The following is a 15,465-nucleotide window of genomic DNA, read 5'->3' on the forward strand; positions in this document are numbered from 1 at the left end:
ACTTTTACAGTTAGGATTATTGTAAATTTTACACTTAGTCTGTTGCAAACACAAATTACACCCAATCAAAAAATTACCGGACGCATGAAAGTCGTTGACCATCAAAATACTAAAATTGTGGCAACTGTAGGCCCTGCCTGTAGCAGTTACAATCAATTGCTGGAATTGGTCAAAACGGGTGTGGACGTATTCCGCCTAAACTTTTCCCACGGCACCCATCAGGATCATCAACAGGTCATTGACCACGTCACTTACATCAACGAGAAGTACAACCTGCACATTAGCATTCTTGCTGACTTGCAGGGCCCTAAGCTCCGCGTAGGCAAAATCAAGGATAATGCCCTCGAGCTAAAAGAAGGGGACGTGATCACTCTCGTCAACGAAAAGTGCGTGGGCACCATGGAGAAAATCTATATGAGCTACGAAAGCTTTGCCCGGGATGTCAAGGTGGGCGAACGCGTGCTCGTGGATGACGGCAAGCTCGTATTTGAAGTCGTTGAAACCAACAAAGAGGATATGGTGAAGCTCAAAACCCTCTTTGGCGGCACCCTTTCCTCTAACAAGGGCGTCAACCTGCCTAACACCAAAATTTCCCTGCCTTCCCTGACGGAAAAAGACCTGGTCGACCTCGAGTTCATCCTCACACAGCCGGTCAACTGGATTGCCTTATCCTTCGTACGGCACCCCAAAGACCTCAAAGATTTACGCAGACGCATCGAAGCGAAAAACCATCCTGCCAAAATCATTTCCAAAATCGAGAAGCCGGAGGCGGTAGAGCGGATTGATAAAATCATCAAGCATTCCAATGCGATTATGGTTGCCCGGGGTGACCTGGGCATCGAAGTGGCTATGGAGCGCCTGCCGCTCATTCAGAAGGACATCATTGCTAAGTGTATTCAGCGGGCCCGCCCGGTGATTGTCGCCACGCAGATGATGGACAGCATGATCACCAACCCAAGCCCGACACGTGCAGAGATTACCGACGTAGCCAACGCCGTACTCGATGGCGCGGATGCGGTAATGCTGAGTGGAGAAACCTCCGTGGGCAAGCACCCCGTGAAGGTGGTGGAAGCCATGAATAAAATCATCGAGGAGGCAGAGACGCACTACGACTTCAAGGACCGCCGCCCGATCGCAACCTCAAAGACCCGGACGTTCCATTCCGATGTCATTTGCTTCAATGCCGCACAGACGGCTATGCAGGTCAATGCCAAAGCAATTATCGGTATGACAAGCTCGGGCTACACCGCATTCAAAGTTTCGAGTTACCGACCGAAGACAGATATCTACATCTTCTCCGATCGCATGCACATGCTGGCTACCCTCAACCTCGTTTGGGGCGTGCGCTGCTTCTATTACGACCGGTTCACCACCACCGATGAGACCATCGCGGATGTAACGGAAATTCTGAAACGCGAAGGGCGTATCAAACCAGGTGATGTCATCATCAATACCGGTAGTATGCCGCTGCATCGCCGCCACCGGACCAACATGATGAAAATCACGCCGGTCGAGTAATCACCCAATAAAGCCAGATGCGGATAAAGCCCGGGCAAGTTCAGCCGCCGGCTCCAGCGCATCTGGCTTTCCCACATCCAGCCATTGCGAATGCTCGTGCCGAAAGCCGGCTACCTTTGCGCTGCGGGCGGCATTCAGATAAACGTCTATAATTGAAAAGGCTTCCTGCTCCGGCATGTAATCAAACAGCCGCGGGTGGAGATACTGTATCCCGCTAAAGGCCAATGCTGTGGTGGAAGGTACCACTCTGCTGATTTTTTCTGCCCCCGTTTTGGCATTTTTCCAGCCACTGAGCAATCCCTCTTCATCAAAAAGGAGGTAACGCGAGGTCTTCCGGTCCCGCACTGCCAAAGTAGCAAGTGCTCCACTAGCGTCATGGGCGCGCCGCAAAGTGTGCAGGTCAAGATCGGTCAGAATATCCGCATTGTGCACCAAAAAAGAATCTCCGCCCTGTAGCCACTTTGCAGCCTTGCGCAGGCCGCCCCCTGTGTCCAGCAATTGCTCCCTTTCATCGGAAATATGAATAATCGCCCCGAAATTATTATTCCTTTGCAGAAAATCTTCGATCTGATCGGCAAAGTGATGAACGTTAACGACCACTTCCTCATACCCGAAAGCCAGAAGGCGGCGCAAAGCGATTTCCAGCAGTGGGTACCCTCCAACTTCCACAAGCGCTTTCGGGCGGTCATTGGTTAAAGGGCGGAGTCGGGTGCCAAGGCCGGCAGCGAAGATCATAGCTTTCATGATAATTCTATTATTTTAGCCGCTATGATACAAAAACAACTTGTACAGATTCTACTCGCCCCCTTTTCTTTGCTGTACGGCGTCGGTGTCAGTGCGCGGGACTTCCTGTACAAGCAGGGGCTGCTCAAGGGAGTGGAGTTTAATCTTCCGGTCATCTCCGTTGGCAATTTATCGGTTGGAGGTGCAGGAAAAAGCCCTCATATCGAGTACCTCATCCGATTGTTGAAGGACTACATCGACATCGCTACCCTAAGCCGGGGCTATGGCCGCAAGACCAAGGGGTACCTGGAAGTACACGCCGACATGACTGCCGAGCAGGCCGGTGACGAGCCCCTGCAGTTTAAGCGCAAGTTTCCGGAGATCATGGTCACCGTTTGTGAAAGCCGCACCTTTGCCATCCCCAAAATCATGATGGCCCGGCCCGAGACCAAAGCGATACTGCTGGACGATGCCTTTCAGCACCGGTCGGTGAAGCCCGGCATGAATATCCTGCTCACCGAATACAGCCATCCCTTCACCCGGGACTACCTTTTGCCTGCAGGCCGGCTGCGGGAATGGCGCTCGGCTTACGAGCGGGCTGATATCATTGTTGTCAGTAAGTGCCCGCCGCAGCTATCGGAGGAGGAACGGCAGGCCTTTACAACAGAAATTGCCCCACTGCCCCATCAGAAGTTGTACTTCTCGTATTACGATTACGGGCAGCCTTACTTCATTCTGAATCCACGTTACCGGTTGGAGTTTACGCCGGAACTGGAGGTGCTGCTGATTTCTGCTATTGCCCGGACGGACTACCTGCAAACTTACCTGGAGGAGCAGGTTGAACACATCAAAGCGATGGAATACGAAGACCATCATTACTTTACCAAATATGATGTGGGGCAGCTCAAAGCTAACTTTGACCGTATGGAGACCAACCGGAAGGTGATTCTTACCACCGAGAAAGACGCCATGCGCCTGCAGTTGCACCATCAATATATTAAGGAGCATCAACTGCCTGTTTTTGCCCTGCCGGTACAAGTGCGCTTCCACTTCGGTCAGGCTGCCGATTTTGACGAAACCATCCAACAATACCTCTTAAATTTTCAGGTGTAGATGAACCCTGTCCTTTACCTTATTTATCAGTTCCTGAAGCTGCTTACCAAGATTTCCTTCCGGGTTTACTACCCTAATGCCACGAGGATGAACCTGGACCGGTTGCGCTACCGGGGCGGCAGTATTTTGGTATCCAATCACCCCAATACCCTGCTCGACCCTCTCAATGCCGCCTGCCGGGTACCCAAAGTGGTGCATTTTCTGGCTAATGCCAGTCTTTTTCAGACCCCGTTTACCAATTGGTTTTTCAATACGTTCTACTGCATCCCGGTGGAGCGCCCTCAGGATACCAAGGGCAAGCCGATCAATAATGCCAACGCTTTCCGAAAGAGCCAGCAGTTTATCAACAAGGGCGGGTGCCTGTTTATAGCCCCCGAAGGTGGCAGCGATATGGAACGGCGGGTGCGCTCTTTTAAGACCGGCACGGCACGTATTTTGCTTGGGGCAGCCGCTCAGGAGAACTTCGAGACGGATCTGAAAATCCTGCCCGTTGGGCTTACCTATGACCACCCGAACCGTTTCCGGTCCCGTATGACAGTCAATGCAGCGCCTCCGATTCTTGCACGGGATTACGCCGAAGCCTTCAAGGCAGACAGGGTTCAGGCCGCCCGGCAGCTTACGCATGATCTGGAGCAGGCCATCCGAGACCACACGATTGACACAAAAGATGAAGCCGAAGATACCATCATACTACGGGCAGAAGAACTGCTAAGAAACAGCCACCCGCTGAAAGGCTCCGATCACTTCAGGCGTACGAAAATGTGGATCGAAGGTTTACGGAAGCAAGCGCAACAAGCTCCGGAGGCTTACCAGGCGTATGTAGAGCAGCAGCAAAGGTATTGGACTAAACTTATGGAAGCCCGGACTACCGACGAGGCTATAGCCAAACGCCCCAGCCTGGCAGCTCTGATTTTCCTTATACTCGGAGCGCCTTTTGCGCTATACGGCTGGGTAAACAATTTACTCGCTGGTTATCTACCCAAACTGGCTTCTGAAAAACTTGACCTTTATATCGGCTACACTGCTTCGGTACAAATTCTGTGCGGATTGTTGTCCTTTCCTGTTTTTTATGCCCTGCAATCCTGGGCTATAGGCGCCTGGCTGGGGCGCACAGCGGGATGGCTCTACCTGTTGAGCCTTCCGCTCACCGGCTGGCTGTACCTGAAATGGCAACCGGTGGCCACGAAATTCAAAAACCGGCAAAAGGCCAAAAGCATGAAGCACCTTGATGAAGTAAAGGCTGAGCGGGCCAAACTGCTGAAGGCTACCGTGCAATACCTTAACCCCTGAGCCTATGGGCTACCCCGAAGCCATGGAACCCATACTGTTGGGCCTGTTTCTGGCTGCCACCTTTGTGCAGCTTTTGTATTGGCTGGGTTTGTTTTCGAGGCTTGCGCTGTACCGGCAGCCACCGCCGCCCAAAGTACCTCCGGAGCCCGTATCCATTATCATTTGCGCTCATAACGAGGCAGAGAACCTCCGGCAGAACCTCCCCCTTTTCCTGGCTCAGGACTACCCTGATTTCGAGGTCCTGGTTGTAAATGATGCTTCTACGGATAATTCTTTAGAAATTCTTTTGGAATTTAAAAGAAAAAATCCCAACTTGCGCGTAGCTAATCTTACAACCAAAGTAAGTCGTGGGAAAAAAGCAGCCTTAAGCAAGGGCATTAAAGCTGCAAAACATAGCATTCTTCTACTTTCCGACGCCGATTGTCGACCCGTTAGCTCCAAATGGCTGGAGCACATGCAAGCATTCATACGGGATAGGGTCGAAATAGGCTTAGGATACAGCCCTTACATTCGTGAGAAAGGCATATTAAATGCCGCCATCCGCTTTGAGACGGTTTATTCTGCTGTCCAATATTCTTCATTCGCATTCGTTGGGATGCCCTACATGGGAGTAGGGCGAAATTTGATTTATCGCAAACACTTGTATCGTGAGGCAGGTGGTTTCGATGATCACATGGACGTGACCTCCGGTGACGATGATTTGTTCATCAACGCTGTGGCTACGCCATACAATACCCGGGTGATCCTTTCGCCCGAAGCATTCGTCTTTTCCAGAGCCAAAAGTAGTTGGAGAGGCTACTATCGCCAGAAATCGAGGCATTTATCAACTGGTACCCGGTACCGCCCGGTGCATCAGCTTTTGCTGGGCGCACTGTCAGCGAGCCACTTTGGGCACTATGTTTTTGGTCTTGCCTTGATCCTATTTCACAATTTGGAAACCATCGTATTCATTAACTATCTGGTACGGATAGTGGTGGTTACGGCGATGTACGGCCTCATTACGAGAAAGCTTCGAGACCCCTCACTTGTGTTTTGGGTTCCCTTGTTCGATGCGTTGTTCATCCTGTACTACCTGATATTCGCGCCAGCCCTTTTCAAAAAAAAGGAACCATGGACATAGCAGTACAAAACCCAACCCAAAAGCAGACGACAACCTCTTCCACAAACGACGACTACAGCATCGTCAAGGCAGCCATCCGCGGCAATCAGCGCGCTTACGAAACGCTGATGAACCGCTACCGCACGCCGATTTACCACATGATGCTGAAGATGGTCAACAACCGCGAGGATGCCGACGATTTGACAATCGAAGCCTTTGGCAAGGCTTTTTCCAAGCTTTCCAGCTACGTGCCCCGCTACGCATTCAGCACCTGGCTGTTCCGCATTGCCATTAATAATGGTATTGATCACATTCGCCGCAAGCGCCTGCAAATCCTTTCCATCGATGAACCAATGGACGGCGACAACAGCAGCGATTACTCCAGCAACATCCCGTCCTACACCCTGGACCCGGAGCAGGAGATCATCCGCAATCAGCGCCTTGGCCTAATGCGGGAACTGCTCGGCCACCTCAGCCAGAAGTACCGCCTGATGATAGAACTGCGCTACTTCGAGGAAATGAGCTACGAAGAAATCAGCACCGAGCTCGATATTCCGCTCGGAACGGTGAAAGCCCAGCTTTTCCGTGCCAAGGAAGTCCTGAGCAACCTACTCAACCAACCCGGCGCCGGCGCCTACATCGACCAGGTGCGTCAGCGTGCCTAAGCAGGGGATTGCCCCCTGTTCGCGAAGATCCCCTGCCGTGCAGTAACCTTACTGTGCGGCAGGTAATTTCCCAATTTCTTCGCCCTTTCTAACCCTAATAAGGTCGTATCTTCAAGGCATAATGCCTAAAGTATGACCGCATTCAAGACAATACTAAGTCAGGTTTTATTGGAAGTGCCCGCCGTGGTGCTGGCTGTTTTTCTGGCTCTCGCTGTCAACAACTGCAATGAGGAGCGTAAACAGGAGGCCGCTGCAGCAAAAACGATGGAGGCTATCCTTCTTGAAGTAAAACAAAACCGATCGGCACTCGAAAACAACCTTAAAGATAACCGGTTGAGAAGCCAACAGCTTTCTGCCGCCAGAGACACCATCAAATTGAAGGGCACCGCAGATGGCATCGATCTGGAACTAGGCTACGACCAAACTTTCCTGAGCCGGGCCGCTTGGGAAATGGCTCAGATTACCGGAGCAACGCAACATTTTGCCCCCGAACTGGTGCAGCAGCTTTCCCTGCTTTATGATTTGCAAAACATGTACCTGGAGCAGGGCAATCAGTTCCTTCAGCAAATTGCTACCGTAGACTTTTATCAGGCTGCAGACCACCCTAAGGCTCAGTTGGATGCTACATTAGGACTCATTCACCTGGCTGAAGCTATTGGGCAGTCTACCCTGGAGCAGTACAACAATTTCCTGAAGACTTACCAGTAGTCCTGCTTGGGTTTTTTCCACATTTTTTCTTTGGTTACCAACAGCTCTTCTTAGCAATAAGTGAAAGGGGTTCGCCCCGTTTGTGCACAGAATGCCTTAGCTTTGTAAGCTGCAAAAAAAACAGCACAGCAAAATATGGCGGGCGACAAATACCAGGATGGCAATAAGCCAGCCTACCGAAAAGGCGGGCGGCAGAAAAAGGAAGAACTTTCCAACTTCGTGTTCGGAAAGGTGCAGCCACAGGCCGTGCCCCTGGAGGAAGCCGTGCTGGGCGCCATTATGCTGGATAAGGAAGCCCTCACCGTGGTCCTTGATATTTTACGGGCCGAAAGCTTTTACCTCGATGCCCATCAGCTGATTTACAAAGCCATGATGCGGCTGTTTGAGAAATCGCAGCCCGTTGACCTGCTAACCGTCACGGAAGAACTGAAGAAAACCAGCGACCTGGAAGCCGCCGGCGGCCCCTACTACCTCATTGAGCTGACTAATAAAGTCGCTTCCGCCGCCAATATCGAATACCACGCTCGTATCATTGCTCAGAAATTCGTGCAGCGGGAGCTCATCACCGTATCCACCAAAATCATCACCGACGCCTACGAAGACTCCACAGATGTTTTTGAATTGCTGGATGATGCCGAGCAGGGGCTTTTTTCCATTGCTCAGCAGAATATGAGCCGGGGCGTGGAGAGCATGTCCTCCCTTGCCGCCAAGGCCCAGAAGCAAATGGAAGAGCTGCGCAAGAAGGAAGATGGCCTGACCGGAGTGCCTTCCGGCTTTACCGACCTGGACCGCCTGACGTCCGGCCTGCAGCGGTCAGATTTGATCATTTTGGCGGCGCGTCCGGGCATGGGTAAATGCCTGGGCAAAGGCACTAAGGTGCTGATGTACGATGGCAGCCTAAAGAAAGTAGAGGACGTGGTGCCCGGCGACCTGCTCATGGGTGACGATTCTACCCCGAGGCGTGTCCTGACGATTGCAAGAGGCCGGGAACGGATGTACTGGATCCGGCAAAACAAGGGTAAGGATTACCGGGTGAACGAAAGCCATATCCTTTCCCTGAAGAAGAGCCGTCAGGAAGGTAAAGGGGAGCGTGGCAGCATTCTTGATATTTCGGTAAGAGACTACCTGGCAAAGTCTGCTAAATTCCAGAGTAATTACAAAGGCTATAAAGTTGCCGTCGACTTTCAGGAACAGGCGGTTCCACTTCCCCCCTATTTTCTGGGGCTTTGGCTGGGTGATGGGTCTTCCTACAAAAGCAACATCATCAATCAGGATGAGGAGGTAGTTGCCTATTTGGAGGAACTGGCTCAGGCAAAAGGGCTGGAGCTGGTCACTTACAAGCAGGAAGGAAAATGCCCGGAACACCGGATCAGCAACCGGGCAGAAGGCCGGCATGGGTACAGTATTCAGGGCGTACTCCGGGAAATGGAGGTACTGCAAAATAAACATATTCCACAAGCCTACCTTATCAATAGCCGTCAAAAGCGGCTGGAGTTGCTGGCCGGGCTGATTGACAGCGACGGGCACTATCTCGCGCAGTCCAATGGGTATGAAATCACTCAAAAGAATGAAGACCTGGCCCGGCAAATCAAATTCCTCTGCGACAGCCTTGGCTACCGGGTGAGCTTCAAGCCCAAGCAAGCGGTCATCAGCAGCATCGGCTATGAATCTACCGTTTACCGGCTCCGGATTTATGGCAATCTGGATGAAGTGCCGGTCAAAGTGGAGCGCAAACAAGCCGCCCCGTGGAAGAGCCTGGTCAACTGGCAAGTCACCGGTATTCAGGTGGAGTACGACAAAGTAGACGATTACTACGGTTTTGAGATTGACGGCAACCGGCGCTTCTTGTTGGAAGATATGACCGTCACGCATAATACCGCCTTTACCCTCTCTCTGGCCCGAAACGCCGCCATGACCTTCAAAAAAGCAGTCGCCTTTTTCTCTCTGGAGATGTCTGCCCTGCAGCTCGCTCAGCGTATCATTGCGATGGAAGCGGAGATCTCCGGTATGAAAATGCGGAACGGGCAGTTGGAGGACTACGAGTGGGAACAGCTCAATGCAGCCCTCGAACGGGTCAGCGAAGTCCCCATCTACATTGACGACACGCCGGGCATCAACGTCTTCGAGCTCCGGGCCAAATGCCGCCGCCTGAAGATGCAGCACGACATCGACCTGATCGTGATCGACTACCTGCAGCTGATGAGTGGCGGCGGGGACAATCAGCGCGGTAACCGGGAACAAGAGGTCAGTGCCATCTCCCGTGCCCTCAAAGGCCTGGCAAAAGAACTTAACGTGCCGGTCATCGCCCTTTCTCAGCTGAGCCGTGCGGTAGAGACCCGCGGGGGCAGCAAACGGCCGCAGCTGTCGGATTTGCGTGAGAGCGGAAGCATCGAGCAAGACGCTGATATTGTGGCGTTTATATATAGACCAGAATACTATGATATCCTAGAAGACGAGGAAGGCATGTCCCTCAAAAACGTAGCCGAACTGATTGTCGCCAAGCACCGGCATGGTGCCCTGGAAACCGTCCGCATGCGCTTTGAAGCCGAGTTCGCGCGCTTTTCCGACCTCGATGACCCTGACTTTGGCGACCTGCCCGGGGATACCTTTGGGGACCCACAGGCGCCCAACATCATCACCCGGCCTTCTAAGATGAATGATGATGAGGATATCCCGTTTTAGTTAAGATTGAGCAGCTGACAATAAAAACACACCTAAACCTGTCTTAGTACCAGGTACAAAACCACATCCCTATTACTTAATGGTGTAGCATTATGAAGGCAGAACAGAGCGTCCCAACCCTCTTATCGTTACTGCACACCTCGAAAAGAACGATCCTTTTCCTGGCAGTAGCTTTTGTCTTTTTCCCGGGCTGCAACAAAACTGCAGATTTTGAGGATTTAGATCTTTTGACTCAGAAGGACTGGCACCTCACTTCAAGGGTGCAAGGTGGCATAGCCTTAACCGATGATTGTGATTTGGATGACGTATTGGTCTTCACAGACGCGACCGATTTCGATTATAATTTCGGTGACCTAATCTGCGGTGACAGCAGCTTCGTCAAAGATGCTGACACCTGGAAAATCATAGATGACTTTACTGTATTAAGAATGAAGTATAGACTTCAGGGTAATGGGACAGGTACCATCATTGAGTATTGGAAAATACTCGAGCTCAATGACACCTTGCTCCTGGTAGAGGATGCATTAGCTGAAGGGAATGATCAGGTGCCTGAAATCCGAACTTATCAGCATTGATCAAAGCTAAGAGCTGTCCTTCAGATCGCTCTAAGAACATATCGTATAAACCCCTGTCATTATGCCTGTTCGCTACTTTCTTCCGGGTATACTGTTCCTGCTTGCTTGTTCCGCCGCCTTTGGCCAAAGCCATCTGGCCCTGTCTGTGTCAGACGCAACATCCGGTGCACCACTGGCCTTCGCCCACTGCTATTTGCAAGAAAATAAGACCGGGACAACTACTGATCTGGCAGGTAAAGCCCTGCTCCATTTTTCGAAAGGAGGGCCCATCAGGGATCAGTTGACTCTTTCTTATGTAGGGTACCGGGACACCATCATTCAGGTGCAACCCTCAGATCAGGAACTGCGCATTGGGCTGCAACCCAAACCCGTACTGCTGGAAGCCGCTGAAATCAAAGGGCAGGCGGAAAATCTGAGCGCAGAGGAAATCGTCCGCAACGCTATCAAGTCCATTCGTAAAAATTACAGCCGGGATGCGGTTCAGCTCCATACGTTTTACCGGGAGTCCTTTTCGGAAGGCGGGCAACTGGCTACCGTAGATGAAGCCATGGCTGATATTTACTACACCCCCTACCCCCGCCGCTGGTTTACCAGGCGCTCCTTCCGGCATTACTACGATGGCGCCTACGAAGGCCGGGCCGACAACCGCTTTGCCAACCACTTTGTGCTGCTTTCCAACCCCGTGTATTTCAAGTACTACAACACAGTGAAGGATCAATGCAAAATGCTGGGCGTCCGGTTAAGTGATAACAGCAGTACCGAAGATTTGCACCCACATGTACAAGGTGGGCCCCTTGCACTGCTTTCTCAGGATAAAGTGAAGTACCGGTCAGATTTCCTGGACCCCACCATGCGCGACAAATATGCCTACGCTAAATCAAGTGCGGTGATGTTTAACGGCCACCCCTGCTACGCCATTACTTTCAAGCCTTTACCTGGTGAAGATCCTATTTTTCAAGGCTGGCATCAGCGTATGAAAGACCCGATCTTTTCAGGAATCATCTATGTCGACATTGAAAGCTTTGCCGTGGTCGCTATCCGGTGTCAGCTTTCTCCCCTGGCCCGGTTTGACAACTATAAACGACACCGCGCCTGGCAGGTCTTTCCCGACCGCAGTACGCTCGCCGTTGATTACCAGAAGCAAAATGGGCGCTGGTTTCTCAAAAACATCAAGACGGAGCAGCACATCAGCCGCGCGGAGTTCCTCAGTCCGGGGCAGCCTGTCTTCCAACGCCTGAGCCACAATTACCGGCTTACCCGGCAGATTTGGGTACAAGGTATTGAACCCGATGCATCCCCATTCGATGAGGCAGATGACCAACTGCTGCATGATCAGCGCGATGCACGCCTGGCCACCTTTCCTTTCGAATACAAAGACTCCCTTTGGCAGGCGTTTGAACAGACCGCGCGGTACCCTGAGTTAAGTGCCGGGGATGTGCAGTCGTTGGAGCGGAAAGGGCCGTTGCATCAGCAGTGGAGCAGGTGGTTCGTCAAAGAGGAAATGCTCCCGCCTGCTGCCAATGCACAAGCCGATACGCTTTTGCTGCCCGATGGCAGGCTTATCGCTGATCCCTACCGGTGGATGGAGAGACGGGACAACCAAACCCAGGCCTACATCAATACCGAAAACTGCTACTTTTTCAATGAATACATCCCCTGGAAGCGGCAGCAGTTTTCCGCTTTCCGCAAAATGCTAATGACGCTGGGGCGCTGCGATACCAATTCCACACCACCCAGGCATCCATATGTCTACCGGGATAACCGGGGCCTGTTCCTGACCGATAGCAGCGGGAGTGATCCCAGAATGCTCCTCAGCTTCACCACTGACCTGCCTGATGGCAAAAGCTTACGCTCCTACCAGCCCAGTCCGGAGTATGGGAGTCTTGCATTTACCCTGAGCAACGGTGATGCCTATGCCAACTCTGCCAGAATAAAAATGCTGGCCTCCAACCAGGTAGACTCCCTTTCTGACCAGTTGTATGAAATGGAATGGCTTAGCGAAAACACGCTGGTCTATACCGTTGTGAATGAAAGCAAACGCGCCTATGCCTGCTATGCTTACCAGCCTCAGCACGGTGACAGACGACTGCTGTTTGAGGCGACTGACCCTGAGTTTGAATTAGAGCTATATGAAGTGCAGGGCACCCTGCTGCTCAGTTGTTTGAACAGCAATGGCAATGAATTATTCAGGATCAAAGAGGGTACCGAAGGTGTAGAACTCCTCCGCCTACATGGCACAGACTGGTACAGCACCGATTTCTATTTCGACGAGGATTTGTACTACTTGGCAGCAAGGGATACCGCATTCCAATCCTGCATTCTAAAAACAGATGGCCATTCGGACCAAATACTCTGGACAGCCCCTCCTACAGTAGCCCTTGACGAAGTACGTGCCACAGCGGACTACCTCCTGGTCAAAGCGATTGACCGGGCCATCGTCAAATTGTATTTATTTTCCAAAAATGGGGTATTGCAGGACAGCCTCTCCCTGCCGGAACTTCATGGATCCGTGCAATTGGACAAAGTTACAGACTACGCTTCCAATACCTGCCGGTATTACTTTGAATCGCCCAATCAGCCCTTCACGCAGTATACTATTAATCTGGCTACCCGGCAGCTCACGGAACAACCAATTGATTGCCTGCGCAACCCACTGGAAGCCGCTTATGAAACCACCCTATATAAAGTCCCGGCGGAAGACGGAGAGCGGGTACCGCTGCGGCTCAGCTACCGGAGCGACTTCAAAAACCTGAAAACCACCAGAGGCGTGCTGCTATCCGTATATGGTGCCTACGGTGGCTTTAGCGAGGCCAACTTTGACGAGTACGAGCGCCTGCTGATGGACGAGGGCTATGTGGTGGCCCAGGCTAGCGTACGGGGCAGCCGTGCTAAAGGCTGGCAGTGGTACCGGGCGGGCCGGGGAGCTAACAAAACTGTTGGCATTTCAGACTACCTGGCCTGCGCCGCTTACGTCCGTTATGAATTACACCTTCCCAGGACCTTTGCTTACGGGCAAAGTGCTGGGGGGCTGATCGCCGCCGCCGCCCTTAATGAGCACCCTCAGCTGTTTGACGCTGCTATTCTGGACTACCCCTTTCTCGATGCCCTCGGTATTTCCCTGGACAGCCTCCTACCGCTCACTAGCCTGGAATACCCGGAGTGGGGCTACCCCGACCGGCCTGCAGAGCTTCAGGCGCTGCAGGCTTACTCGCCCTACCAAAACATCAAAGCACAGGCTTATCCGCCCATCCTGATGCTGGGCGGCCTCTACGATTTGCAAACGCCCTACTGGCAAATCATGAAAGCAGCCGCCCGGTATCGCGCCCTGCAGACCAATGATGCTCCCATTCTTCTGCACTTAGGCAAGAACTATCACCCAGGAGATATCCCCTACCGGACGCGGATCCGGGAGATGACATATCAGTATTTATTTCTTGAGCATGTGCTATCTCACTAACAGTAAATGCTCAGAAGCGGACTTTAAAAATATAGCTCCACCGCTTCCCATTCCACAATACGCCGTTCTGTTGAAGAGAAATTGATGCCTACTGCAATTTTTTGCCGGAGCGAGTCCGCGTAGGGCTCAAGGTATCCTTTATCCTGAATTTGCTGAAGCGCTTCTCCCGCACTTTTATCCAATTTGAACTCAAGCGCATAAACACGATCAGCCGTTTCTACCAGCGCATCGCAGCGACCCCGGGAAGAATGTACTTCTGAGCGAATGTAGGTCCCTAACAATGAAAAAATCAAAGCTACTACAGCGTGGTAAAAATGCTCCGTTTGCCCTTTCCAATGATCGTAAGGAATTTCTGAAAAAGCCGAATTGATAATCTGAAAAGCTTCCTCTAAATGACCGGAGCGCATCGCCTCCCGCAACCGCAAGACCTTTGGCACCGGATTCTCAGACGGATAATCGAGGTACTCTTTCAAAAGCACTTCCTGAAGGGAATGCCGGACTTCCTGGTTGGGGTAATCCAGGGTATAAACCAAGTCTGCCGGCTCATAGTGCTTAATGGTGAGGTATCCCGTTTGAAAAAGGATGGGGATAGGCTGTAAATTACGAAGGTCGAAACTATTGAGGTCATGCTGGGTGGCCAGCGTATCCCTCAGGTTGAAATAGCTGCGCTTCTTCATTTCTTTTACGAGAAAGGTCGGTGTACCGGTCTCGAACCAAAAATTTCGGTACTCTCCCCCACCCCGGAAAAAACTAAGAATAGAGAAGGGATTATACACTCTCTCTGTGCCGCCCCAGGAATAGCCATTGTACCACCGCCGGACCTCCTCCTTATCCACGGTTTTCAAGGGCTGCGCAAAATAGTGCTCCAGCTCTTCCTGTGTGATGCCGAGCAAGGTTCGGGCCGGGGCCACGAGTGAAAGGTTGTACAGGTTGTTGAGGTCAGAAAAGATACTGACTTTACTGAAGGCCGAAACGCCGGTTATGAAAACGAGTTCCAGGTAGGGGTCGCTATCTTTCATAACCGAATAAAACCATTTCAGTGTATCCCGGTTAGCTTCCGCCTTCTCAGGTTCGTCAAGGTAGTCGATAATCGGCTTGTCGTACTCATCAATAAGCAATACCACTTTCTGACCAAAGTGATGATACGCTTTTTGAATGAGCTGTTGAAGCGGGTGCGTAAGTTCACGATTATCCAATTCAATCCCCAAGCTTTCGGCGGCTTCCTCCACGCCTTCCCGAATGGCTGCTTTGAGCTCGTTATGCTTGTAGTTGAAGGAGGCAAACCGCAACCAAATGACGGGCCAGTACTTCCCTTCCCAATCCCAGTGATTTTCAATCCAAAGCCCCTGAAATAACTCCTTGCTGCCTCTATACAGTTCATTTATGGTAGAAAGTAACAGGCTTTTGCCAAAGCGGCGGGGACGGGAGAGGAAGAAGTGTTTTCCTCCTTCAATAATCCGATGAAGATATTCCGTCTTATCCACATAAACATAGCCGCCTTCGCGCAACTCCCGAAAATCCTGTATGCCGATTGGATACTTCATACGTTCAAAGATAAGAAATTAATGCCGCTACTACCCGAGATTTACCTCCCAACTCCTCCCTCACTTCCATCAGGGCAAACCCTGGTGAAGT

The 15,465-nt window shown here is 51.7% G+C and carries 11 protein-coding genes; 9 read left to right on the forward strand and 2 right to left on the reverse strand.

Annotated features, from left to right (window positions below; all coding sequences use genetic code 11):
* Window positions 1-84 precede the first annotated feature (84 nt).
* Complete coding sequence (pyk, locus tag MRY86_RS03395) at window positions 85-1,518, forward strand: pyruvate kinase (protein WP_293563118.1); 1,434 nt, start codon at window positions 85-87, stop codon at window positions 1,516-1,518.
* On the opposite strand, the gene MRY86_RS03400 is transcribed toward pyk, so the two are convergent.
* Window positions 1,519-2,262: a nucleotidyltransferase family protein gene (locus MRY86_RS03400; RefSeq protein ID WP_293563117.1), complete on the reverse strand. Its 744-nt coding sequence runs from the start codon at window positions 2,260-2,262 to the stop codon at window positions 1,519-1,521.
* 24 nt (window positions 2,263-2,286) lie between these two features.
* Between MRY86_RS03400 and lpxK the strand changes: the two genes are divergently transcribed.
* The 8 genes from lpxK to MRY86_RS03440 all read left to right on the forward strand — a co-directional run bounded on the left by lpxK (window position 2,287) and on the right by MRY86_RS03440 (window position 13,830).
* Window positions 2,287-3,354: a tetraacyldisaccharide 4'-kinase gene (gene lpxK, locus MRY86_RS03405; RefSeq protein ID WP_293563116.1), complete on the forward strand. Its 1,068-nt coding sequence runs from the start codon at window positions 2,287-2,289 to the stop codon at window positions 3,352-3,354.
* Window positions 3,355-4,644, forward strand: coding sequence for a 1-acyl-sn-glycerol-3-phosphate acyltransferase (locus MRY86_RS03410; RefSeq protein ID WP_293563115.1), 1,290 nt, complete (start codon window positions 3,355-3,357; stop codon window positions 4,642-4,644).
* A gap of 37 nt (window positions 4,645-4,681) precedes the next feature.
* A complete protein-coding gene (locus MRY86_RS03415) occupies window positions 4,682-5,764 on the forward strand; it encodes a glycosyltransferase (protein ID WP_293563114.1) in 1,083 nt (360 codons plus the stop codon).
* Window positions 5,755-6,408 carry a sigma-70 family RNA polymerase sigma factor gene (locus MRY86_RS03420; RefSeq protein WP_293563113.1) on the forward strand — a complete coding sequence of 218 codons (654 nt, stop codon included), beginning with the start codon at window positions 5,755-5,757 and terminating at the stop codon, window positions 6,406-6,408. Before MRY86_RS03415 ends, MRY86_RS03420 begins: the two co-directional genes overlap by 10 nt.
* A gap of 132 nt (window positions 6,409-6,540) precedes the next feature.
* Window positions 6,541-7,116 carry a hypothetical protein gene (locus MRY86_RS03425; RefSeq protein ID WP_293563112.1) on the forward strand — a complete coding sequence of 192 codons (576 nt, stop codon included), beginning with the start codon at window positions 6,541-6,543 and terminating at the stop codon, window positions 7,114-7,116.
* Between the two features lie 135 nt (window positions 7,117-7,251).
* Window positions 7,252-9,798: a replicative DNA helicase gene (dnaB, locus tag MRY86_RS03430; protein WP_293563111.1), complete on the forward strand. Its 2,547-nt coding sequence runs from the start codon at window positions 7,252-7,254 to the stop codon at window positions 9,796-9,798.
* A 92-nt stretch (window positions 9,799-9,890) separates the two neighbouring features.
* Entirely contained in the window at window positions 9,891-10,373 is a 483-nt protein-coding gene (locus MRY86_RS03435) for a hypothetical protein (RefSeq protein WP_293563110.1), read from the forward strand.
* 61 nt (window positions 10,374-10,434) lie between these two features.
* The gene (locus tag MRY86_RS03440) at window positions 10,435-13,830 is read left to right on the forward strand and encodes a prolyl oligopeptidase family serine peptidase (protein ID WP_293563109.1); all 3,396 of its coding nucleotides are present in this window, start codon (window positions 10,435-10,437) and stop codon (window positions 13,828-13,830) included.
* Window positions 13,831-13,853: 23 nt separating this feature from the next.
* Here the strand turns inward: MRY86_RS03440 and MRY86_RS03445 are convergent, their stop codons facing one another.
* On the reverse strand, window positions 13,854-15,374 hold the full coding sequence (locus MRY86_RS03445; protein WP_293563108.1) for an ATP-binding protein: 1,521 nt from the start codon (window positions 15,372-15,374) through the stop codon (window positions 13,854-13,856).
* Window positions 15,375-15,465: the final 91 nt, after the last annotated feature.

The sequence above is a fragment of the Phaeodactylibacter sp. genome (genome assembly GCF_022763345.1).
Taxonomy (GTDB): Bacteria; Bacteroidota; Bacteroidia; order Chitinophagales; family Saprospiraceae; genus Phaeodactylibacter.